This window comes from Acinetobacter sp. YH12236 (genome assembly GCF_013417645.1).
Taxonomy (GTDB): domain Bacteria; phylum Pseudomonadota; class Gammaproteobacteria; order Pseudomonadales; family Moraxellaceae; genus Acinetobacter.
The window spans coordinates 1-24,480 of record NZ_VPDM01000039.1 but is presented as its reverse complement, the minus strand read 5'-3'; the positions used below and the strand labels follow the sequence as shown (position 1 = coordinate 24,480).

General features: G+C 44.3%; 20 protein-coding genes. 8 read left to right on the top strand and 12 right to left on the bottom strand.

All coding sequences use genetic code 11. The features are described from left to right. Positions 1 to 304: 304 nt before the first annotated feature. Entirely contained in the window at positions 305 to 1,660 is a 1,356-nt protein-coding gene (locus FTV14_RS13810; RefSeq protein WP_180054044.1) for an OprD family outer membrane porin, read from the top strand. Between the two features lie 100 nt (positions 1,661 to 1,760). Here FTV14_RS13810 and ppa read toward each other — a convergent pair whose 3' ends face one another. After that, positions 1,761 to 2,297 (bottom strand): inorganic diphosphatase, encoded by a 537-nt coding sequence (gene ppa, locus FTV14_RS13805; RefSeq protein WP_034703878.1) that lies wholly within the window; start codon positions 2,295 to 2,297, stop codon positions 1,761 to 1,763. 121 nt (positions 2,298 to 2,418) lie between these two features. Further along, positions 2,419 to 2,817 carry an MAPEG family protein gene (locus FTV14_RS13800; protein WP_180054043.1) on the bottom strand — a complete coding sequence of 133 codons (399 nt, stop codon included), beginning with the start codon at positions 2,815 to 2,817 and terminating at the stop codon, positions 2,419 to 2,421. Between the two features lie 100 nt (positions 2,818 to 2,917). On the opposite strand from FTV14_RS13800, the gene FTV14_RS13795 reads away from it, so the two are divergent. After that, the gene (locus FTV14_RS13795) at positions 2,918 to 3,304 is read left to right on the top strand and encodes a hypothetical protein (RefSeq protein ID WP_180054042.1); all 387 of its coding nucleotides are present in this window, start codon (positions 2,918 to 2,920) and stop codon (positions 3,302 to 3,304) included. 36 nt (positions 3,305 to 3,340) lie between these two features. Here the strand turns inward: FTV14_RS13795 and FTV14_RS13790 are convergent, their stop codons facing one another. The 6 genes from FTV14_RS13790 to FTV14_RS13765 all read right to left on the bottom strand — a co-directional run bounded on the left by FTV14_RS13790 (position 3,341) and on the right by FTV14_RS13765 (position 11,827). Next, entirely contained in the window at positions 3,341 to 5,017 is a 1,677-nt protein-coding gene (locus tag FTV14_RS13790) for an AMP-binding protein (protein ID WP_180025469.1), read from the bottom strand. A 150-nt stretch (positions 5,018 to 5,167) separates the two neighbouring features. Then, positions 5,168 to 7,387, bottom strand: a complete 2,220-nt coding sequence (gene parC / locus FTV14_RS13785) for a DNA topoisomerase IV subunit A (protein ID WP_180018535.1) — start codon at positions 7,385 to 7,387, stop codon at positions 5,168 to 5,170. Between the two features lie 163 nt (positions 7,388 to 7,550). Next, the gene (locus FTV14_RS13780; RefSeq protein WP_180054041.1) at positions 7,551 to 8,870 is read right to left on the bottom strand and encodes an MFS transporter; all 1,320 of its coding nucleotides are present in this window, start codon (positions 8,868 to 8,870) and stop codon (positions 7,551 to 7,553) included. Positions 8,871 to 9,001: 131 nt separating this feature from the next. Then, a complete protein-coding gene (locus FTV14_RS13775; protein ID WP_034169794.1) occupies positions 9,002 to 9,646 on the bottom strand; it encodes a trimeric intracellular cation channel family protein in 645 nt (214 codons plus the stop codon). Between the two features lie 60 nt (positions 9,647 to 9,706). Continuing rightward, positions 9,707 to 10,171 (bottom strand): YchJ family protein, encoded by a 465-nt coding sequence (locus FTV14_RS13770; RefSeq protein WP_034169795.1) that lies wholly within the window; start codon positions 10,169 to 10,171, stop codon positions 9,707 to 9,709. Positions 10,172 to 10,246: 75 nt separating this feature from the next. Continuing rightward, positions 10,247 to 11,827: a TerC family protein gene (locus FTV14_RS13765; protein ID WP_159123942.1), complete on the bottom strand. Its 1,581-nt coding sequence runs from the start codon at positions 11,825 to 11,827 to the stop codon at positions 10,247 to 10,249. Between the two features lie 323 nt (positions 11,828 to 12,150). Between FTV14_RS13765 and FTV14_RS13760 the strand changes: the two genes are divergently transcribed. After that, the gene (locus FTV14_RS13760) at positions 12,151 to 12,771 is read left to right on the top strand and encodes a TIGR00730 family Rossman fold protein (RefSeq protein WP_034703864.1); all 621 of its coding nucleotides are present in this window, start codon (positions 12,151 to 12,153) and stop codon (positions 12,769 to 12,771) included. An 89-nt stretch (positions 12,772 to 12,860) separates the two neighbouring features. On the opposite strand, the gene FTV14_RS13755 is transcribed toward FTV14_RS13760, so the two are convergent. Then, the gene (locus tag FTV14_RS13755) at positions 12,861 to 13,826 is read right to left on the bottom strand and encodes a hypothetical protein (protein WP_034169797.1); all 966 of its coding nucleotides are present in this window, start codon (positions 13,824 to 13,826) and stop codon (positions 12,861 to 12,863) included. Positions 13,827 to 14,179: 353 nt separating this feature from the next. Between FTV14_RS13755 and mdtD the strand changes: the two genes are divergently transcribed. From mdtD to FTV14_RS13730, 5 genes are all read left to right on the top strand, one after another. Then, complete coding sequence (mdtD, locus tag FTV14_RS13750) at positions 14,180 to 15,571, top strand: multidrug transporter subunit MdtD (RefSeq protein WP_179992221.1); 1,392 nt, start codon at positions 14,180 to 14,182, stop codon at positions 15,569 to 15,571. 50 nt (positions 15,572 to 15,621) lie between these two features. Continuing rightward, positions 15,622 to 16,407, top strand: coding sequence for a GH25 family lysozyme (locus FTV14_RS13745; RefSeq protein ID WP_180054040.1), 786 nt, complete (start codon positions 15,622 to 15,624; stop codon positions 16,405 to 16,407). Between the two features lie 143 nt (positions 16,408 to 16,550). Further along, a complete protein-coding gene (gene dinB / locus FTV14_RS13740; RefSeq protein ID WP_180054039.1) occupies positions 16,551 to 17,606 on the top strand; it encodes a DNA polymerase IV in 1,056 nt (351 codons plus the stop codon). Positions 17,607 to 17,828: 222 nt separating this feature from the next. After that, complete coding sequence (gene shiA / locus FTV14_RS13735) at positions 17,829 to 19,124, top strand: shikimate transporter (protein WP_180054038.1); 1,296 nt, start codon at positions 17,829 to 17,831, stop codon at positions 19,122 to 19,124. 4 nt (positions 19,125 to 19,128) lie between these two features. After that, complete coding sequence (locus FTV14_RS13730) at positions 19,129 to 19,485, top strand: RidA family protein (RefSeq protein ID WP_005233436.1); 357 nt, start codon at positions 19,129 to 19,131, stop codon at positions 19,483 to 19,485. Between the two features lie 80 nt (positions 19,486 to 19,565). Here the strand turns inward: FTV14_RS13730 and FTV14_RS13725 are convergent, their stop codons facing one another. The 3 genes from FTV14_RS13725 to FTV14_RS13715 all read right to left on the bottom strand — a co-directional run bounded on the left by FTV14_RS13725 (position 19,566) and on the right by FTV14_RS13715 (position 24,261). After that, entirely contained in the window at positions 19,566 to 20,114 is a 549-nt protein-coding gene (locus tag FTV14_RS13725) for a DUF2726 domain-containing protein (protein ID WP_179992225.1), read from the bottom strand. 398 nt (positions 20,115 to 20,512) lie between these two features. Then, the gene (locus FTV14_RS13720) at positions 20,513 to 22,903 is read right to left on the bottom strand and encodes a YgiQ family radical SAM protein (RefSeq protein ID WP_180054045.1); all 2,391 of its coding nucleotides are present in this window, start codon (positions 22,901 to 22,903) and stop codon (positions 20,513 to 20,515) included. A 143-nt stretch (positions 22,904 to 23,046) separates the two neighbouring features. Further along, complete coding sequence (locus FTV14_RS13715; protein WP_180054037.1) at positions 23,047 to 24,261, bottom strand: MFS transporter; 1,215 nt, start codon at positions 24,259 to 24,261, stop codon at positions 23,047 to 23,049. Positions 24,262 to 24,480 lie beyond the last annotated feature (219 nt).

The following is a 24,480-nucleotide window of genomic DNA, read 5'->3' as shown; positions in this document are numbered from 1 at the left end:
ACTTTCAACTTTTGCCAGTGTTGATCTGTCAGCATGGTACGAGTCATAGCGAATAGTAAAATTGGGTTTGGCGATTTGATTTTACTACTTCGCTATTTTTTTAAGCTAAAAGTGTCAACACACCCTATTTGTTTTTTTACTATATGGTGAGAATTTAGACTGTTAAATTTCTTACCATTATTCACTTTAGATTAAAAAAAATCTCTCGACTTTAGTGGAATATCGTAAATAAAAATGACATTTATTCAGCGAATCTTATACAATTCCTAAAAATTTTCATCAATTTGTATAAGGCTCTCTCCCAATGCAAAACACAAAAAAATTAACATTGGCAGTTTTGATTCAGGCTGCATTGATCTCAACCGCTTTTGCTAGCGAGCAAAGTGAGTCTAAAGGTTTTGTAGAAGATGCAGAAGGATCTGTACTTTTCCGTACTGGTTATTTATCTCGTGACTATAAAGGTACTGCACCAAATAGTGATACGAGTTCTTTCGCTCAAACAGCAATTGTCAAATTAGATTCGGGTTTCACAAAGGGTACAGTCGGTTTTGGTGCTGGTATTATTGGGGATGCATCAATCAAACTAGGAAACAACAAAAATGCCGGTAATGGCATGATTCCTCGTGAAAATGGTTTCAATGCTAAAGGTGAATACGTTAAAGGCGCTGGCGATACTTATGATCATTGGGCTCGTGGTGGGGCTTATGTGAAAGCTCGTGTATCTAATACCACTGCTGTATATGGTACCCAAGTTTTAGATCTTCCTGTATTGGCATCAAATACTGCACGTCTCGTTCCTGAATACTTTGAAGGCGTATTAGTGACTAGCAATGAAATTGATAACCTGTCATTAACAGCTGGTAAATTTACTAAAAACCAATATTCAGACCAAATCAACTCTGATGGTAACGAGCTTGATCGTGCTGTTGTTTGGGGTGCGAAATATAAATTTAGTGATGCTCTAAACGCTTCTTACTACGGTACAGATATTAAAGACCGTTTAGACCGTCATTATGTGAATGCGAACTATAGCTATGCAGTAGCCAATGGCGGCACTTTAACTCACGATTTTAGTGGCTATCATACTGAGTGGGATAAAAAAGCTGACGGTGGTGCATATACTTATTCTCATACCACAAATGACTTAAGTAACTTAAGCAACAATATTTGGGCTATTTCTACCACTTACAATACTGGTCCGCACAATGTCATGGTGGCTTACCAACAAAATACTGGTAACACAGGCTATGACTATGGTTTAGGTCGTGGTGTCGGTGATGGTCATCAAACGATTTATCTACCAAACTCATACCTGTCTGACTTCATTGGTAATAATGAAAAATCAGCACAACTTCAATACACATTTGACTTCGGTGCTGTAAATGTTCCTGGTCTATCTTGGACTTCCGCATTTGTATATGGTTGGGATATTGATGTAGCAGGTAGTCCAGATCGTTCTCAGTTAGTGACTAATGATGCACAAGAACGTGAATTCTTTAACCAGGTGAAATACACTGTTCAATCTGGTTTTGCTAAAGATGCAAGCTTGCGTTTACGTCACTCTTACTACCGTGCAAGCAATGATTATCAAGCTGATCGATACATTGGCGACACCAACGAATGGCGTATCTGGTTAGATATTCCTGTGAAATTATTCTAATTCACCCGAATTTCAAGCCATAATAAAAAACCTGCACATTGTGCAGGTTTTTTTGTTTAAGCTTTAAAAAGTTAAAGACTTAAACTGAAAAGCAAATGAATTATTTATTTGCTTCTGCATAAGCTGCAATTGAGCTGAGTACTTCCTTTTTAGCAACATCAGCACCTTCCCAACCACTTAACTTAACCCATTTACCTGGTTCCAAGTCTTTGTAGTGCTGGAAGAAGTGTTCGATTTGGCTGATCAGTAACGGAGGAAGATCAGTATATTCTTGAACATCTTTGTAGATCGGAGTCAGTTTGTCGTGTGGAACTGCAACCAGTTTCGCATCAACACCACCGTCATCTTCCATGTTCAGTTTACCGACAGGACGGCAACGAATGACTGAACCTGGCTCTACTGGATGTGGAGTTACCACCAATACGTCTAGAGGGTCGCCATCTAGAGAAAGTGTATTTGGTACATAACCATAGTTTGCTGGGTAGAACATTGCTGTACCCATGAAACGGTCTACAAATAATGCATCAGAATCTTTATCGATTTCATATTTGATTGGTGCTGCATTTGCAGGAATTTCGATAATTACATAGATGTCGTTTGGCGCATCTTTACCCGCTGGGATATTGCTGTAGCTCATAGCATCACTCTTTAACAAGTTATATCTTTTAAAAACCGCGACAATTATAACGGTTTTTACAGATTTTTTTTGATTTTAAAATATCGAACTGTAAATATCTCGGCCTGTCTTTATTTTTGGCTTAAGAGATCTTGATAATCAATAGCAGTAGAGTTATTGGACATAATAAGGACAACAGCCAGACAATTGAACGTAAGGTCGACCAGTTCGCCAGATAACAGATCCCATAGATGACCCGAAAAACCAGATAGGCAATCCCAAAGGTCATGACCAGACTTTGCGACACGACCATATATTCTGCCATCAGAATCGAGGCGATAAAGAGCGGTAAGCTTTCAAAGCTATTTTGCTGGGCGGCATTGGCACGACAGGCCAAGCCTGTAGACTTTTCTAAAAATGCCCGCGGATTCTGATTGTCTTTTGCACGAAACCCTGCCGATTTTTTCGCAATCAAGGTAAAAACATAGGGTAAAAGACAAGCTGCCAAAATGAGATAGATAACCCCACTAATGCTATGCATCTGATTTTTCTCTTGAGAATTTTTATGTCTATCATAGCATGGCGTTTCGTGAATAAATTTTGTTAAATAGAGTGTTTTTATAAATGATTAAGGATTCACTATGGTCAGCCCTGATCAAAATGAAATGTTCGATGTCCTCGAGAAACAGCGCCAGCATCAACGTCAAGTGGATCGCGTATTAAAAATCGTATTGCCGATTGTGTCATTTCTGATGGCAGTCATTTGTGCCAATATGAATATCTGGTCTCCCCTCTTTACTTTTGCCATCTTATGGATTGCCTTCTATGCCGTAGGTATCAAGCGTATGCCGATCTGGCACTGGGTAGTCGCGATCATCATTTATTGCTTGATAGATAATATTCTCAGTTATGGCAGTTTTAATTTGAGAGGATTTAACCGCCAGTTTGGTACCATGTTTATTTTTTTGGGTGTGATCGGTGTAGGACGTCCTTACTTCGACCGCTGGCTAATGAAAAAAGAGAATTAAAAAAAGCGCCCTTAGGCGCTTTTTTTATTGCAGGATTTATGCAGTCTTACGTAGATCTTTACGCAGGATTTTGCCTACGTTAGATTTTGGTAATTCATCCATAAATTCAACATAACGTGGGCGTTTATAACCGGTCAGATTTTCTTTTGCAAATGCCAGAACTTCTTCAGTCGTCAATGAAGGGTCTTTCTTCACCACAAACAGTTTTGGCACTTCACCTGATTTTTCATCTGGTACACCAATTGCAGCCACTTCCAGTACTTTTGGATGTTTCGCAACGACTTCTTCAATTTCAGAAGGATAAACGTTGAAGCCAGAGACCAGAATCATGTCTTTCTTACGGTCAACGATTTTGATGTAACCACGTGAATCCATAACACCGATATCACCGGTACGGAAGAAGCCATTTACCATCACTTTATCGGTTTCATCCGGACGGTTCCAATAGCCTTTCATCACCTGTGGACCACGGATTGAGATTTCACCCTGCTCACCGAGTGCAACTTCATTACCGTCATCATCCAGAATTGCAACTTCAGTCAAAGGTAACGGAATACCAATCGTACCGCTAAATGCTTCAGATGCCGGTGGGTTCGCAGTTGCTACTGGAGAGGTTTCAGACAGGCCATAACCTTCAATGATGTTAGTGCCAGTAATTTTCTTCCAAGCTTCTGCAGTAGAAGGCAGAACAGCCATACCACCGCCCATCGCCATTTTTAAACGGCTATGATCCAGTTGCTTGAACTCTTCGTTGTTTACAAGCGCATTAAACAGCGTGTTCACAGCAGGGAAGAATGTTGGCTGGTATTTACGTAATTCTTTCATCACCGCAGGCAGGTCACGCGGGTTAGGAATCAGAACGTTCGCCTGACCTTTATACATGCCGTAAAGTGCACAGACCATGAAAGCAAAGATGTGATAAAGCGGTAAAGCACAGAAAATACGGTCATCTGGCTGGCCATCTTGCGCACCGAATTTGCTCTGGAAGATACCATCACACTGCAACAGGTTAGCAACCAGGTTACGATGGGTCAGTTCAGCACCTTTAGAAACACCAGTAGTACCACCTGTGTACTGAAGTACAGCAGTATCACTTAAAGTCAATTCAGGGCGTTTATAGTTGCTTGGATTTACCTTGTTCAGTGCAGCATTGAACTTGATGTGACCAGGAATATCCCATGCCGGAATCTGCTTACGTACTGAACGCAATACGAAGTTCACCAAAGTACCTTTTAAAGCACCCAGCATGTCACCTACAGAAGCAACAACCACGTGCTTCACCGGCGTTTTGCCAATAATTGACTGATAAACGCTTGCAAAGTTCTCAATAATGACCAGAACTTCAGCACCAGAATCTTTTAACTGATGCTCAAGCTCACGTGATGTATATAGTGGATTTACATTCACCAGTACTAAACCAGCGCGGAACACCCCCAATGCTACGACCGGATACTGAAGAACGTTTGGCATCATTACAGCAACACGTGTGCCTTTTGCCAGACCCAAACTTTGTAAATATGCTGCGAATTTACGACTCGCTTCTTCCAACTCATTGAACGTTAAAGTCTTATCCATAAAGATAAAGGCATCACGTGAGCCAAATTTTTGGAAATTGCGTTCAAAAATATCAACCAGAGATGTATTTTCTGCTGGTAATTCTACAGTTTCTGGAATCCCTGTTTTTTGGTATTCAGCGAACCAAATCTTTTCCATAATGCCAATCTCTCCAATCATAATCCTTAGTAGTTCAACTGTTTTTTTCAATGCTGCACGTCATTTTTTAGACTTGTATATGTGCAACATTGCATCCATTTGTCGAATCGTTACTCATATATAACGTATTTCGATTCATGGATGCTAGTATTATCTTTGAATCAACAGTTTATTTGCTTTTTGATATCCACGTGGTAACAGGGTTCCTTTAGAGCCTCGTTTCCCAATATATTTTTGCAGGTCATCCCCTTTAAGTTTTAATTGTTGCTGTCCTGCAAGCACTTGAATTATTTCATCAAGTTTCAATATTGTCATGGATAAAATTTGATCTTTATCTTCAAGTTGTATCAATTTATTACCTTTACCTTTATTGAGTACAGGTAATTCCGACAGATCAACAACCAGCAGACGGCCAGCTGAACTGAGTAGTGCAACATGAGTTGCATCTTCCAGTGGTTGCAGGTTCATGACCTGCGCGCCTTCAGATAGATTCAGGAAAGCCTTACCTGCTTTGGCATTGGTATCCAGCTGCTTGGCCTGGGTTTTAAATCCATAACCTTTGCTGCTGACTGCTAGGATTTCCGCATCATCTTCAGCGACCAATACCTGCTTGAAACCGACTCCACTTGCCGGAGACAGTTTTGAACTCAATGGTTCACCGAGTCCTCGTGCCGATGGCAGGCTATTAATTGGCAAGCCATAGCTACGGCCACTATCATCTAATACATAGACGCGTTGATTAGATTTACCTTGGGCATGACTGAGATACTGATCGCCCGCACGGAAATTCAGATTTTCAGCATCCACTTCATGCCCTTTGGCACAGCGAATCCAGCCCGCTTCAGACAATACTACCGTTACAGGATCCGCTGGCAGCATTTCAGTTTCATCAATTGCAGCAGCTTCAGCACGTTGTACGATTGGAGAACGGCGATCATCCCCAAATTTCTTGGCATCTTCTTTTAGTTCATTGATGATCAAGGTTTTTAAAGACTCAGGATTCGCCAGCTGTTCACGAATCACGGCAGCTTTGGCTTCCAATTCTTCCTGTTCGCGGCGCAGTTCCATTTCTTCAAGCTTGGCCAGATGACGCAGTTTGAGTTCTAAAATAGCTTCGGCCTGAATCTCATCAATGCCAAAACGTTCCATCAACACTGGTTTAGGCTGATCTTCCTCACGAATAATCCGAATCACTTCATCAATATTCAGGTAGGCAATGATCAAACCGCCGAGAATATGCAGGCGTTTTTCGATCTTATTCAGATGATATTGCAGACGGCGAGTGACTGTAGTTTTACGGATTTCGATCCATTCCAGCAGAATACGACGAATCGATTTCACCTGTGGACGGCCATCCGCGCCAATCATGTTCATATTGACACGATAGCTGGATTCCAGATCTGTAGTCGCGAACAGATGGCTCATTACCGCTTCAGCATCAATACGGTTCGAACGCAATACCACCACTAAACGTGTTGGATTTTCATGGTCAGATTCATCACGAACATCAGTGACCAATGGCAGCTTTTTCGCCTGCATCTGGTCCGCGATCTGACTGATGATTTTTGAACCTGATACCTGATACGGCAATTCGGTGATCACGATTTCATTTTTATCAATGGTGTATACCGCACGCATGCGGTAACTGCCACGACCTGTCGTCTGAATTTTAAGCAGTTCGGAGGGTGGCGTAATGATTTCTGCTTTGGTCGGTAAATCCGGTCCCGGAATGTATTCTGCCATTTTGGCATCGGTCAGGTTCGGATTGCGAATCAGGGCGATAGTACCTTTCACCACTTCGCGCAAGTTGTGAGGCGGAATATCGGTCGCCATCCCCACAGCAATCCCGGTGGTACCATTTAACAGGATATTGGGAACACGTGCCGGCAAGTTGATCGGTTCTTTCATCGAACCATCGAAGTTATCCTGCCAGTCACAGGTACCCTGTCCTAGTTCGGATAAAAGCAGTTCGCTATATTGCGACAGTTTGGCTTCGGTATAACGCATCGCTGCAAAGGATTTAGGATCATCCGGTGAACCCCAGTTGCCCTGTCCTTCAATAAACGGATAGCGATAACTGAATGGCTGCGCCATTAAGACCATGGCTTCATAACAGGCCAAGTCACCATGCGGATGATATTTACCCAGTACATCCCCGACAGTACGTGCCGATTTTTTCGGTTTGCTGGTCCATTTTAGGCCCAGTTCACTCATGGCATAGACAATACGGCGCTGTACCGGTTTCAAACCGTCACTGATATGTGGCAATGCACGATCCATAATCACGTACATGGCATAATTTAAATAAGCTTGTTCGGTAAATTCGGCTACGGAACGGTTTTCTGTCGCATGATGCGCAAGGCTTGTCATAACAACCTATAATCCTAAAATTCGTTTTTGTATCAATGTTTCTTATGCTAAGTCGCGGCTGTGTGCTGCACAAGGGCAGTAAACTACACAGCGCGACAAATCGTGTCTTATGGGCTAAAAATATCCACTTTATAGCAGCTGAGCAACTAAAAAATCACCAACCTTATAAACCCATAGATTCTAGCGTCTTTCCCTTGGTCTCTTCACCTAGGACTAAAATGACCACAGCTACTGCGATTAATACTGCAGTAAACATGGTAAAGACGTAACTGAAACCATTTGGCATCCCCATCAAATGGGTTACGGCAAAAGGTGCAGCAATCCCGCCAATACGACCAATTGCACCGGCCCAGCCTGAACCAAAAGCACGGATATTGGTTGGATATTGTTCTGGGGTATAAGTATAGAGAACGCCCCATGCTCCCAGATTAAAGAAGGACATCAGACAGCCCCAGATCACAATTTCAGTGACACTACCGGACTGGCCAAAGAAATAGGCTGAAATCGCACACATGCCGATAAAGCCAGCTAAAGTTGCCTTACGACCGAGTTTTTCGACTAGCCATGCTGCCGCAATATAACCCGGCAATTGCGCCAGAATCATGACCAGGACATATTCAAAAGACTGCACGATGGTATAGCCTTCCTTGACCAGAAGGCTTGGTAACCAGGTAAAAATACCATAGTAGGAGAAAACGATCCCAAACCAGATCAGCCACAGCATCAAGGTTCGGCGGGCAAAAATACCACTCCAGAGCTGGGTAAACGAGATATTCTTCTTGTCAGCCACGGGTTTAACTTCAAAGATTTCCATGACTTCGACGCCGCATTTGCGCTCAATCTTTTTAACCAGAGCCTGCGCTTCATCTACCCGGCCACGATTGATCAGATACGGTACCGACTCAGGCACCAGTTTCCAGATTACGATGGCATACAGTGCCGGTATCCCGCCAATCATGAATGCAGCTTGCCAGCCAAAATCAGGAATCACAAAACGTGACACCAGTGCAGCCACCAGCCAGCCCAAGCCCCAGAAACTTTCCAGCAGCACAATGAAACGACCACGTACCCGTGCCGGGATATATTCACTGACCAGTGTCACCGCAACCGGCAACTGACCCCCTAATCCCAGACCGACGATAAAACGAAATACCAGTAACCAGGTCAGATTCGGCGCAAAGGCACAGGCAGCAGTCGCCAGACTATAAATCACCAGCGTACTGGCAAATACCGTTTTACGTCCCCAGCGATCTGCCAGTCCACCTGAGATAATCGCTCCAATCGCCATACCGATAAAACCGATCGAAACCACCCAGCTTTTCTGGTCAGCGGTCATCTGCCAGTCTTCAGCCATTTTCGCCAGAATAAAGGAAATCAATCCCGTATCCATGGCATCAAACATCCAGCCAAGACCAATCACCCATAAAAGAGTGTAGTGGAACTTGCCGATCGGCAAGCGCTGTATCCGAGAAACTAAATCCATAACAAAAATCTCTGATCAGGTGAAACGGGAGGTGCTGCTGTCCCAACAGGAGGTTTGATTTTTTATTTTTTTATACTACGAATACGTACGCCTGCGGGAAGTTTTCCCTCCCGCAGTTACCGTAATTCATATCAAGATTCGTCTTTGGATGAAGCGGACTGTTCGTCATCATCCTTATAGATAAACTTCGGCATTTCCAGACCGAAATAGATCGCAATCAAACGCAAACTAAAGCCAAAAATCAGGGTGGAAATAATGGTCAGTTCGAGTGACAGACCGAAATTGCTGCAGAGCCAGTAGAAGATGACTGCAACAAAGGAAATACTGGCATACAGTTCACGGCGGAAGACTAAAGGCACATCATTACATAAAATGTCACGTAAAATACCACCCGATACTCCGGTCAGAACCCCGGCGACCGCACTGACTACAAAACCATGCCCCATTTCCAGCGCAATCTGGCAGCCAATGATGGTAAAGCCAATCAGGCCCAAGGCATCCAGTACCAGGAAGATATTGCGTAAATGGCGCATCCATTTGGCAATCAGGATGGTGACAAAGGCGGCACAGCAAGTCAGCACCAGATATTCCGGGTGTTTGACCCAGGTCAAAGGATAATGGCCAAGTAGTACATCACGTACCGAACCACCACCGAGCGCCGTAACACAGGCAATAATCGTGACCCCAAACCAGTCCATACTACGCCGACCGGCAGACAAGGCTCCGGTCATGGCTTCAGCGGTAATTGCAATAATATAGATGACGGTCAGTAACATCGCCCTGCTTCCACCTGAGGCTATGAGATGGCGGCTATTCTAAGCTAAATTATGTGAAAATTATAAAAAATGCGCACAACATTGCTTAAATTTTTTCCCGGAGCCACAGATGCACGGCTGTTTCATTGTAAACTGTTGATCTGTCGTTGGATCTAGAAAGTACCAGCGATTCTCGAACTTTACAAAATGTGAAATTTCATGATGAATCTGGGCCTGCTTGCCATCGTGATAATGTGCTTTGAACTCGACCAGCGCATGGGTCTTGTCCAGCTTTTCATTGGCCTGCACGATTTCCAGCTTCAGCCATTGATTGGTTCTACTCCATTCAGCAATGGCTGGCATGTCCAAAGCCTGCTGCTGTCCACGGGCGGTAGTCTGCTGGATATAATCAATTTCATGCTTGGCAAAGGCACTATACCGCGAGCGCATTAATTGCTCGGCGTTTTGAGCCAATTGCTGGCCCTGATGTAGTGGCTGGCAACAGCTTGCGTATTCACCTCGTCCACATGGACATGCTTCTGACATCTCAATTCCATAAAAAATAGCCCGACAGTGCGGGCTATTTTAGCAAACTTTTAGCTTCGTCCTTCGGGCGCTGAACTAGTCTTTCCGGTTCGCTGGGGCAATGATATGCACCTTATCAATTTTGTGGCCGTCCATCGTGACCACCTCAAAGATATAATCATCTGCTTCGAGCTTTTCGCCATTTTCTGGCAAGCGCCCCAGATGGAACAGAATATAACCCGACAATGTCGAATATTCTTCCGTTTCATTGACCAGATCGCGATCCAGAAGCAGTGACACATGGCGAATATCGGTTGAACCATCCAGAATCAGGCTGCCATCTTCTAGACTCTCTACGGCTGCTTCCAACTGGTCTTCATCCGGGAATTCACCGGCAATCGCTTCCAGCACATCAATCGGTGTCGCCACGCCTTCAATGGAACCATATTCATTCAATACCAGTGCCATTTGTAGCGGTGCCTGACGTAGCTGATCCATCACCATCAAGACCTGAGCATTTTCATGCACAATCACAGGTTCACGCAGATGTTTTTCGAAGTCCAAAATACCTGTTTCGATGTATTCATTCAGGACTTTATGGGTTAGCACGACCCCAGCAATATTGTCCAGTTCACCACGCGCCACAATCAGGCGTGAATGGCTCATATGCAATAACTGCTCTTTGATACTGGCATGATCATTTTCCAGATCAATCCATTCCAGTTCAGGACGCGGTGTCATCACCGATTTCACCGGACGTTCTGACAGGCCAAGTACGCCCTGCACCATGACGCTATGGTAGACTCCACTTTCGTCGTCATCAAAGACTTCATCAGCAAAGGCACGAGTCGCCAGTACATCTTCCGGTTCAGAAGAATCATTGTCCTGAGCCGGTTTACCGCCCAGCATACGCATTACGGCAGACGCAGTACGGTAACGCATATCAGTTGTCGTCACCATTTTTTCCTGATTGCGTTTCATGGTCTGGTTAATGAACTCGACAATTACCGAGAAACCAATCGCGGCATATAGATAACCTTTTGGAATATGGAAACCGAAGCCTTCAACCACCAGCGAGAAACCAATCATCATCAGGAAGCCCAGACAGAGAATCACTACTGTCGGGTGCTTGTTGACGAAATCCATGAGGGCTTTAGAGGCCCACAACATGATACCGACCGCAATAATCACGGCGATCATCATCACAGACAGATCTTTGACCATACCAACCGCAGTAATCACGCTGTCGAGCGAGAACACGGCGTCCAGTACCACGATCTGCACAATCACCATCCAGAACACCGCCTGAACCGGATTTTCTTCCTTGGTCACAGGTTTGGCTTCCAGACGCTCATGCAGCTCCATAGTGCCTTTAAACAGCAGGAATACACCACCGAATAATAAGATCAGGTCGCGTCCTGAAAATGGATGCTCAAAGATATGGAATAGCGGTTCAGTAAGCGTTACGACCCAGGCAATCGATGCCAGCAACACCAGTCGCATTAACAGCGCCAAGCCCAGACCGGTAATACGCGCTGCATTACGCTGTTCGGGTGGAAGCTTTTCCGCCAGAATTGCAATAAAGACCAGGTTATCGATCCCGAGTACAATTTCAAGAACAATCAGTGTGAGTAAGCCAATCCAGGCAGAAGGATCTGACATCCATTCAAAAATCATTGCATCTGCTCCTCTAACCGAGGAGAAAAGCAAGTATTTGCATGATGAGATACAGGTTGATACCCGACTTGAATTAAAGACTTGATAATGTGACGTTTTACTGAATTAAAGCGCCAACTTCGACTACCCATGTGAGTTCTATTGTAGTAAGACAGACTTTCAGTATATCAAGAACAGCATGAAATTCACCTGTTTTCATCCGGGATTATGGATGAATTTGAATGAAAGATTTTGTCCTAAAATGAGGTCTGCTCATGGAATTGTCATATTTGTTAACTAAGTTATAGTAAGTAGATAAAAAAATGATAAGGTAAAAAAAATAAATGCAAAGTGTAATGGAAATGACCGATTATTTTAATGATAACTCCCCAAAAACAACACGCCCGCTAGTAGCTTTATATTGTGGCTCTCGTGCCGGCAACAAACCGATTTATCTGGAAAAAGCGATTCAACTGTCACAAGGTCTGGCCGAACATGGTTTTGGTCTGGTCTATGGCGGCGCCAGTATTGGTCTGATGGGCCAGGTGGCAGACACCATGATTCAGCATGGTGGTGAAGCGGTGGGCGTGATTCCGGAATTTATGCTGGATTATGAGATTGCCCATCCTCAACTCACAGAACTGCATATCGTCACCAGCATGCATCAGCGTAAGGCCATGATGGCAGATCGTGCCTGTGCCTTTGTCGCCTTGCCGGGTGGATTGGGAACCTTTGAAGAAATTCTGGAAATTGCGACCTGGGGTCAGCTGAACCAGCATCAAAAACCGATGATGCTGTATAACGTCAATGGCTTTTATAATCCCCTGATTGCCCAGCTTGATCTTGCGGTGCAGGAAGGCTTCTTGCCGCCCCAGCATCGGGCTAAACTGATTATCTGTGAACATGCAGATCAGATTTATACCACCTTGCTGAATCTGGATGCTCCGCAACGTTTCGTCGTTTAAATTTTCTTGTCTGCTTTAAATAGCAATGATTTAAAGCCATAAAAAAGCGAGCTTGATGCTCGCTTTTTTCATTTATACATGCCAAGACATTAACCGGAAATCGTGTGATAGAACCAAGGCAAAGTCGTCGCCAGAAACACACTAATGGCTAGACCAAACATCAGTTTCATGGCATCTTTGCTGACATTCCGTGAAGTACGGTGCTTGTTGACTTCGGTCACCAGCATCGAAATCGCAAATTCACGACCGGCCAGTAACCCTAGGAATACCCAAGTGGTACTCATCGGGATGTTACTCCACTCTTTGAACACCAGCAGAATCAATGCATAAATAAAGTCGATAATCGTAGCAGAACGGACATCCGTCACCCCGGTCTTGGTATCAACAATATTCTGGATAGCTCCACCACGCTGGTAAAGAATCATGCCCAGCAGGATGACAAAGACAGAAATTGCAAAGATCAGGAACTCAAACGGCACCTGACGCGGCACATAAACAAAGATATTAGCCAGATCCTGGATCAGCCACTGGCTCCACAGAAATGCCGTAGATAGCCATTGCAAGGCCATCCACATTGGGGAGTGTTGCTGATCACGGGTTTCACTGAAATAGACCGCGAGTTTTTTCATGACCAGACGATAGATCACAATCGCCACAAAGAAAGCGACGGCGTAACCCATCATTGACTTGGTCAGCATGGAACCCAGACTGCTCGGGGAGAAAATCGTGAGCACCAAGAAAGTAGTACTGACCGGAATGCCATATTTGGTCAAAATGATCAGTAAAAGAGGCGGTACCACATATAGCCAGGTGACCCCATCTTCAGGGAAAGGAATGGTTTCCAGACGTCCATAAGAGGCATCCCCTACCCCAGAAGCAAACCAGCCATAAATTAACACCACAACCAGAATAGTACTGATGTAAATCCAGAGTACCCACCATGGGCGATGTGAGTTCGATGAAATAAATGTTCCTAATGTTTGCGGAACATCATTCCCCACGATGGAATAGGCGGCCAGACAGAAGCCAACTACCATCAGAATCTCGATGGTCATAAGTACAAAACCTTTTACTAGACAGTTCCCAGTACAGCAGTTCTGGAAGTTTGCCCCAGATTATGACGGTTTTATTTCATTTTCATGACATTTCCGTCATATTTTTTTGTAGCCTGCTCCTTAAAAAGAAGCTTGAAGTGTTCCAAAAATGACGTATTTATGAATCTGTATCAATTTGAGAGGTTCGCAGTATAGAAATATATCTTTTACCCTTTCCTCTTCAATAACTGAAATCAGGCTGTGAATTCATTAGCATTTTGTCTACACGACTCCTATTCACAATCGTTTTTATTTCAGTCACACTGCTGCATAGATTTCTTTAAACTATTCAAAATAGATGATTTTTTAAATCCATGAATGTCACTCCTACGCATCAATCCCTACAACCTGAATTCAGACTGCTGGTCTTGCTGGTATCGATTGGCTTTTTCATGCAAGGCCTGGATACCACGATTATCAATACCGCCTTGCCTGCGATTGCCAGTAACCTGCAGGAAGATCCGTTACGGATGCATAGTGTGGTGGTGGCCTATGTGCTTTCTGTGGCAGCCTGCATTCCCTTAAGTGGCTGGCTGGCAGATCGCTTTGGGGTTCGGAATATCTATTTTGCAGCGATCATTATTTTTGCTCTGGCCTCACTCGGCTGTGCCTGGTCTGAGAATCTGAATGAACTACTGGTTTATCGGGTATTTCAGGGCATTGGAGGTGCTTTGCTGCTTCCAGTCGGACGACTGGCCATGCTGAAAATTATTCCTCGTACCCAGTTTCTATCCGCTATGAGTCTGATGAGTCTGGCCGGACTAATGGGTCCTTTAATCGGTCCAACCTTAGGTGGCTGGATGGTGGAATACCTGTCCTGGCACTGGATTTTCCTGATCAATCTGCCGATTGGTCTGCTGGGTGCATTGATTACCTTTAAAGCTATGCCCAATATTACCGAACCGACGGTACAGCGTTTTGATTTTGGCGGTTTTATTCTACTGGTCATCGCAATGATCGGCTTGTGTCTAGGGATTGAAAACTTTGCCAATCCACAATATCCACTATGGTGGAGCTTAAGTTTGGTGGGAAGTGGTCTGATTGCCTCACTCATCTACGCCTACCATTCGCATACTCATCTGAATGCACTATTTCGCAGTAAATTATTTAAAAATAAGATCTATTCGATTGGCATCCTGGGTAATTTCTTTGCCCGGCTCGGCGGTAACTCGATTCCGTTTTTATTGCCTTTAATGTTGCAGGTCGCTTTTGGTTTTGAACCTTTTATTACCGGTTTACTGATGATTCCAACCGTACTCGGTTCTTTAGCATCTAAACCGATTATCCGCAAAATCATTCAACGTTTCGGTTATCGTAGAGTCTTGTTGATCAACACCTTGCTGGTCGGTCTATGTATTGCCAGTTTTGCCTTGACTACGGCGGAAACCCCTATCTGGCTAAGAGCCATTCATTTCTTTGTGTTCGGGATTCTGAATTCGCTGCAATTTGTCTCAATGAATACGCTGACTTTAAAAGATTTAAGCCAGCAGGATGCCAGCAGTGGTAACAGTTTTCTGTCGATGATCATGATGCTGTCAATGAGTATCGGGGTGGCACTGGCAGGTACGCTAGTGAATATGTTTAGTGCCTACTTCGGCCCTGAGCAGCTGGATAATGCCTTCCACGTTTCGCTGCTCTGTCTAGGCTGTATTAACATTATTGCTGCCTATATTTTCTGGCATATCCCCAAAAACACACCAGTCTAGGGCAGAATATAAACTCGATATGAATATCTCTAGATTAGGCCACCGTGCACATGAAAGCAGCTCCCACTTCTAGCAACTGGAAAAAACACTCAGTGATTGCAGTCGGGCTGCTGATTACGCTTGTGGTAACCACTGTGCTTTATCTGCTGGTTTTCAAACAGCCTTCAGCGCATGCAGCAGATTATCCGATTCATGGTTTTGATGTTTCCCATCATCAGAAAGAAATAGACTGGAAGAAAATCCCAAAACAGAAATATAAATTTGTCTATTTAAAATCCACAGAAGGTGGTGATTTTAAAGATACCAAGTTTCAGGAATACTGGCTGCAGGCCCGCGAACAGGGCTTTCTGGTCGGTGCTTATCATTTTTATCGGCTTTGCCGTGATGGCAGTATTCAGGCTCAGAATTTTATAGAGTCTGTTCCGCGTAAAATGGATGCCCTGCCACCCGTAATGGATCTGGAATATGACAGCAAGTGCATTAATCACTACTCTAAAGAGCAGCTGCTCAAGGAAATCCGGATCATGCATGATGCCTTAAAACACCATTATGGCAAGCAGCCGATCTTCTATGTGTCCAAATCTTTTTATAACATCGTGCTGGCGGGAGAGTTTACTGACGTACCGCTCTGGGTACGTGAGTACCAAGGTTTACCAGATTTAAAGGGTCAGCCTAAATGGACCTTCTGGCAACATACCAGTCAAGGTGAAATTCCTGGCATTGCCCGTACTGTGGATCTCAACGTGTTTTATGGCTCGGAGCAGGACTGGATCAAATTTTTACAGCAGAACATTATTCCCACCCCAGATCAGCCCAAGCCTCCGGCCAAGAAATAAACCTAATTTCTCCCTGATTCAACCATGAAATGGATATTGAATTATTTAGACAGGATATGCTTCGTCTTGAATAATACTTTAGCCTGTTTACTTGTCAATCCGGTCTCTTCCCAATCCAGCTAAAGCCACTTAAGATACTGGATATGCGCAAAATTATTCATATCGATATGGATGCCTTCTACGCCTCAGTCGAGCTGCGTGAGCGTCCGGAGCTGAACGCTCTGCCTGTGGTGATTGCCTCGCATCATCCGCGGGCAGTGGTCGCGGCTGCCTCCTATCCGGCCCGCGAATTCGGACTGCGCTCTGCCATGCCGATGACTCAAGCACGTAAGCTCTGCCCTCAGGTCATCGTGATTGAACCGGATTTTGCCAAATACCGTCAGGTCTCTGGTCAGATTCATCAAATATTTCAAACTTATACCAAGGTCATCGAACCGTTGTCTCTGGATGAAGCTTATCTGGATGTCACCGAAAATTTGCAGCAGATTCCAAGTGCCACTGAAGTGGCAATGCGCATTCGTGAAGATATTTTTCAAACTACTGGACTAACCGCTTCTGCCGGCGTGGCCCCGAATAAATTTCTCGCCAAGATTGCCTCCGACTGGCATAAGCCGAATGGAATCTGTGTTATCAAACCTTCACAAGTAAAGCGTTTTATTCAGGATCTTCCACTGAAGAAAATTCCCGGTGTAGGCAAAGTCACTCAAGAAAAACTAAAAAGTTTGAATCTGGAAACCTTGGGAGATTTACAGCAGATTGAAGAAGCGATCCTGATTCAACATTTTGGCAAATATGGACGGCGCCTGTTTTTCTATGCTCAGGGCATTGATGATCGGCCAGTCGAAGCTGAACGGGAACGCCAGCAGATTTCCAAGGAAACCACTTTCGATGATGATCTGTATTTACCGCAATGCCAGCCTTACTGGCAGCTATTAATTACCCAGCTCTGGCAGAGTCTGGAAAAAAAGCAGCTCTCTGCCCGCGGAGTTACTGTAAAGCTGAGAATGAAGAATTTTCAGACCATGCAGCATAGTAAAAGTTTCAGCCAGCTGCTGCGTAGCCCGCAAGAACTGGAGCAAGCTTTATACTTACTGCTTCAAGAGATGCATATTACTCCTCAACTGCAATTTCGGCTGATTGGGCTTGGCGTTTATCAACTCGCTGCACGTGAAACAGAAACGCAATTACTCCTACTTTAGACCTATTTTGTACAAGTATTAGACGTTAGTTTAAAAATACGGCAACTTTGTTTTTACATTTTGAATTTTTGGAGTACTCTATCTGCGCAATGCATTATCCATGTATGTGCTGAGATGCTGAAAATCACCTTTACTTTCAGCATACTGTCCTGTGATTGGCGTGACGATCAAATCCGAATATTACAGGGCAACTCTGATGTATCTCATGGAATCCCTCCCTGCATGTCCTCTGTAAATTCTTCTGTTATTCAAGAACGACGCGCGCGTAAAGCGGCGTTATCCAGTTTTGTTGGTGCTGTTGTCGATTGGTATGATTTTCTCCTTTACGGCATTGTTGCGGCCTTAATTTTTAAAGACCAGTTTTTCCCAAGCATTGGTGCCAATATGGGTACCTTGGCGGCTTTAGCCACCTTTGGGGTAGGCTTCCTGTTTCGTCCTCTAGGCGGTGTGGTATTTGGTCATTTCGGCGACAAGCTCGGCCGCAAGAAAATGCTGGTTCTGACTGTGGTCCTGATGGGGATTTCCACCGTCGGGATTGGTTTTTTACCTAATTTCGAAGCCATTGGCTGGTGGGCACCGGTTTTACTGGTGACCCTGCGTGCCATTCAAGGCTTTGCAGTCGGTGGTGAATGGGGTGGTGCTGCCCTGATGGCGGTGGAAAATGCCCCTAAAGGCAAAAAAGCCTTTTATAGCAGTGGTGTTCAGGTCGGCTATGGCGTAGGTCTGGTACTGGCAACGGGTGCGGTATCCGTTATTATTGCCACACTGGGTGAAGAGGCTTTTGCTGAATGGGCTTGGCGCATTCCGTTTATTGCCAGTATCGTGCTGATCGGGATTGCGATGTGGATTCGCCGTGATCAGGATGAATCTCAAGAATTCGTAGAGAAAGTGATTAAGGCAGATCATCATCCAGAAAAACTGCCAATCTTGCAGGCCATCAGCAAACATCCTAAAGCTTTCTTTTATATTATTGCCTTACGTTTGACCGAACTGCTGACCATGTATCTGGTCACCAACTTTGCCCTAAACTATTCCACCAATAATCTGGGCATGGACAAACAGTTCTTCCTGAATATCACCCTGATGGTCGGTGCGATCAGCTGTTTCAGTATTCCTTTCTTTGCCTGGCTATCGGATAAAATCCAGCATAAAACCATGTGCGTCTGGGGTGGTCTGATCGGTGCACTGTCTGCCTTTCCGTTTTTTATGGCACTGGATACACAAAATACCTGGATGATTATTGTTGGCGCCATTCTACTGGCCAATGTCGCGCATGACATGGTGGTCAGCGTGCATCAACCGATTTTTACCTCGCTATTTGGTACGGAATATCGCTATAGCGGTGCCGGAGTCGGTTATCAGGTCGCCAGTATTATTGGTGGTGGTTTTACCCCAATGATTGCAGCCTCCTTAGTGATTTGGGGTGATGGTTCATGGCATTATGTAGCCATCTATCTTGCGATAGGCTGCCTATTGACTGCATTAGTCGCAGCCTTGATGCCAAAAACCAAGGATTAAGCTGATGTCTGTTCAACGTTTGCATGTTTCACAACGCTTTTCTGAGATCGCCATTGCCGGCAATCTGGTTCATCTTGCCGGCCAGCTGGCGACAGATCTGGATCTGGATATCAAAGGTCAAACCCAGCAGACACTGGATATTATCGATCAGTTCCTGGCGGATGCCGGTACCGATAAAAGCCAGATCATGTCTGTGACGATTTATCTCAAAGATATTGAAAAAGATTATGCAGCGTTTAATGAAGTCTGGGATGCCTGGGTATCGGATATTCAAGCCCTACCCCGCACCTGTGTCGAAGCTAAACTGTATGATCCACGCGTGTTAGTGGAACTGACTGTCGTAGCCGTCAAACCTGAATAGACTTCTATTCAGGCCTAATTGCTACTCATCTAAAATAGAAAAAAGTATGCACTTGGCATACTTTTTTCGCTTAGGTTCTATCAGTTTAATGCTTTGACTTTACGTCGTTCCAGATCTGAATAGAGATGATATTTTTTGAGATCATTCACAGCGGTAAATCTCTGGTCTTTACTGGAATGCTCCTGCTCACGCAGGAAATCTCCTCGTAACTGATAATATTCCGGTACATCTTCATAGCGAATGACCCGATAACCGGCCATAGTCAACAAGGCATCCTGAAATTGCGCCTGCTGTGGACGTTTTAAAATCACCGGATCATCGACGGCTACAATGGCGACAATCTGGTATTGCTGATCCAGAATCACAAAATCTGCAATCAGATCACGATACTTGTGCCGGGTACGACCAAATTTGGTAGTAAGTAGTGCATCATAAGAAACATGGGCCAGTACAATATAATCAGGCAATACTTCTTTCAGGCGTGTAAACGTCAGTTGTTCATTTGGATTAAAAATAGCGCGCTGTTTTAAGGCGCTGTCTTGCGGTTTTGGGCTATTCCTTAGCTGCTTCCATGCCATGAGCACGACACAGAACACCAAGAAACTCCCTATCATCATATAGGTGGTCATGACTCAATCCTTGCATTCTTATAATCATTCTTGTTTTATTGTTATCCAGTATAAACCCATACTATTTTTAAAATTGCCCTGCTACCATTCTGTGTAGAGACCAATACAATTCGTAGCAAAACTTGATTGCCAGTTACTTAAAAACCGCTTTTTACTATTTCAATAGAAATTAGGGTTAAATCCTTATATGCGACTGTAAAATAGTCTCCTGATAGATCGCAATATAAATCGGTTGAACTGTAAGACAATTCCGACAAAGTGTTATTTTTATATCATTTTTCAAAAATTTAAATCGACTAAAAATAAAATATTTTACATTTTAATTGAGAACCTGAAAGCCGCATCAATAAAGTCTGAACATAAAAAAGACACCCGAAGTGTCTTTTTTATCAGCTTAATCAAGCACGTGATTTTGGCTTTGATTTTGCTTTAGGTTTAGGGCCGCCGAATGGCTTTTTCGCATCACCCGTTTCACGCGGTGGCAGACCAGTATGCTGGGTCAGAATCTGGCCTTTTTTCGGACGGTTATTTTGAGCCTGACCACGATTACCTGGGTTAGCAGTACGTTTCTGTGAATCACCCGCTACAGTCGAATTCTTCTTACGTGCAGACTGGTATTGCCCATCTGTACCTGTAGGTTGATAGGTTGGAATCAGATGCTGTTTCGAGTTACCAATCAGATCCTGACGCCCCATTTCCTTTAAAGCTTCACGCAATAAAGGCCAGTTGTTTGGATCATGATAACGCAAGAAGGCTTTATGCAGACGACGACGTTTCTCACCTTTCACGATGTCCACATCTTCAGTATAACGCGCGACTTTCGCCAGCGGGTTTTTACCGGTGTAGTACATGGTGGTTGCAGTGGCCATTGGTGATGGATAGAAGGTTTGTACCTGATCGGCACGGAAGCCATTCTTTTTCAACCAGATCGCCAGATTCATCATGTCGTAATCAGTGGTACCCGGATGCGCCGCGATGAAATAAGGAATCAGATACTGTTCCTTGCCGGCTTCCTTACTGAAACGATCAAACATCTGTTTGAAGCGATCATACGTTCCGATGCCCGGTTTCATCATCTTCGATAATGGACCTTTTTCGGTATGTTCTGGCGCGATCTTCAGATAACCACCCACGTGATGGGTCACCAACTCTCTGACATATTCTGGGTTCAATACGGCAAGGTCATAACGCAGACCTGAGCCAATCAGAATCTTTTTAATACCCGGTAAAGCACGTGCCTTACGATACAACTGAGTCAACGGTGCATGGTCGGTATGCAGGTTTTGACATACGCCCGGGAATACACATGAAGGTTTACGACAGTTCTTCTCAATCTCAGGATCTTTACATGCCAAACGGTACATGTTGGCTGTTGGGCCACCCAAATCTGAAATAATGCCGGTAAAACCCGGAGCCGTATCACGAATCTTTTCCACTTCACGTAAAATCGATTCTTCAGAACGGTTCTGGATGATACGACCTTCATGTTCAGTGATCGAACAGAAAGTACAGCCACCAAAACAGCCACGCATGATGTTCACCGAGAACTTGATCATGTCAAAGGCTGGGAAACGGGCATTACCATAAGATGGATGTGGCAGACGTGCATAAGGCAGGTCAAACACATAGTCCATCTCTTCAGTTGTCAGTGGAATCGGTGGCGGATTGATCCAGACATCACGTTCGCCATGTTTTTGTACCAAAGCACGCGCGTTCCCTGGATTAGTTTCCAGATGCAGAATACGGTTGGCATGCGCATACAGCACAGGATCATTCGCCACTTCTTCAAAAGAAGGCAAACGAATCACTGCCAATTCACGTGGTGGTAATTTATGTTTAATTGCTTTAGAAGCTGGTTGTAGCTGCACAATTTGCGTATCTGGATCTAAATTGTCCCCTTCACGCACGATTGGGTTGGCTACGACTTCTTTCTGGAAATTCTGGTATTGGCTTAAACTGTTGCCTTTATCTTTTTCAATTTCACAGCCATCAATATCTTCGCTCATCACATAGGGATTGATGATCGGATCGACACGGCCAATGGTATCGACATCATTCGATGCGATTTCGACAAACTGAGCTTTCGCAGCTCGGTTATGTTTATTGATAATGAATGCAGTACCACGAACATCAGTAATCTGATGAATCTTTTCACCTTTGGCCAGACGATGCATGATCTCAATGATCGAGCGTTCGCCATTACCGTACATCAACAGATCCGCTTTCGAATCCATTAGGATCGAACGACGGACTTTATCTGACCAGTAATCATAATGCGCGATACGACGTAACGAACCTTCGATCCCGCCTAACAGTACCGGCACATCCGGGAAAGCTTCACGACAACGCTGACAGTAGACAGTTGCGGCACGGTCTGGACGTTTATTCGGCTGGTTATCTGGAGAATAGGCATCATCCGAGCGGATTTTACGGTCAGCCGTATAACGGTTAATCATCGAGTCCATATTACCGGCAGAAACACCCCAGGCAATATTTGGCTTGCCGAGTACACGGAAAGCTTCTACATTGGTCCAATCTGGTTGGGCAATAATCCCCACGCGGAAACCTTGCGCTTCAAGTACACGTCCAATAATCCCGGTCACAAATGACGGGTGGTCAATGTAGGCATCACCGCAGACAAAAATAAAGTCACAGCTGTCCCAACCGAGTTGGTCCATTTCCTCGCGTGACATCGGCAAAAAAGGCGCGGGTTCAAAACATGACGCCCAATATTTGTCGTAATCAAACAACGCTTTAGGCGCAGTCTGAGCGGTATAAGCAGTAGACATGGCTAGCAATTCTCGGCTGGCAGATGGAAGATCAGAAAAGTGATCAAAGATGAAAGCCGAGTATTTTAGCATGAATTCGGCTCAGGTTGCTTGATTATAATTTATACAATATTGGCTTTAAGCCCTTACTCAGGAATATATGTTCATTCTGGTTTTAAATGATCAGCCACAGGCTTTAAGCGTTGTGCCATCCATAAGCCCAATCCTAAAATAATGGTAATAAATACACTTAGTCCTAACCATCCGGAATTTTCCCAGACCAGTCCACTTGAACTTCCAAGTAAGCTTGAACCCAAGTAATAACAGAACAAATAAAGGGATGAACCTACCGCACGATACTGTAAAGATTGCACTGATACCCAGCTACTGGCAGTTGAATGGGCGGCAAAAAAGGAAAAGGTAAAAATCAGCAAGCCAATAAATACAAAAGCCAAGTTATTAATGAGCATCAGGGCTAAGCTAAGCAACATCGTACCCAGCATGGCAGCCAATACCTGAAAGCGTCCAAACTTTCGACTCCAGGCTGCGGCTCGAGGAGAACTATAAATCCCGGCCAGATAAGTAATCGAAATCAGACCGATCCAGACATGAGACAGTTCAAATGGCGCTTGAATCAAACGATAACTCAGATAGTTAAATACCGAGACAAAGCCACCCATCAGGATGAAGCCCTGTAAAAACAGAATTCTTAATTTAGGATCACTCAGATTCTGCTGAAATGCTCTGATAAAACGGCTGAACTGAATAGGATAAGCTTTGAAATGCCTGGACTTCGGTAATAGAAAATAAAAAGTTGTCGCAATACATAGATTCAGCAATCCAATAATCAAAGTCGCGGATTGCCAGGAAATAAAATCGACTAATGTCCCAGCAATCAATCGACCACTCATACCACCAATCGCAGTTCCGGAAATATACAGCCCCATGGCAAAGCCGACATCCTGCTCTGCCACTTCCTCTCCAATATATGTCATCGCCACGGCTGCCACACCACTGACCGTTAAACCAATCAGTACTCGTGTGGCTAGAAATATCGACCAGATTGGCAGTAAAGCACTGAGTAACAGTAAGACTGAAACTGAAAATAACGACCAGACCATTATCGGCTTACGGCCAAAACGGTCTGAAATCAGACCAGTAAAGATCAAGCCAATAGCCAAGGCAATGGTAGAGAAGGAAAGTGGAAAACTGCTTTGTGTTGGAGAGATATGAAAATAATCCGCCAGAATCGGCATCATCGGTTGGACACAATACAGCGATGAAAAAATCGCGAAACCCGCCAGAAATAAGGAGAATAAAATAGCTTTAAAAGCAGATGAACCATATGCGATATGGCTTGAAGATGAATTTGAGGACATATCCGCTCCATGAACCTGCTCAGTATACGCCTCTCAATTCGCCTTTTATGTGATGATTCAGTTTAAATAACCATCGAATAATTAATTTTCTTAAACCCCACGCATAAAAAAAGCCCCCTGCGTGAGCAGAGGGCTTTTGGAATAATGAGCTGGCGATGACTTACTCTCACATGGGAGACCCCACACTACCATCAGCGCTAAGAGGTTTCACTTCTGAGT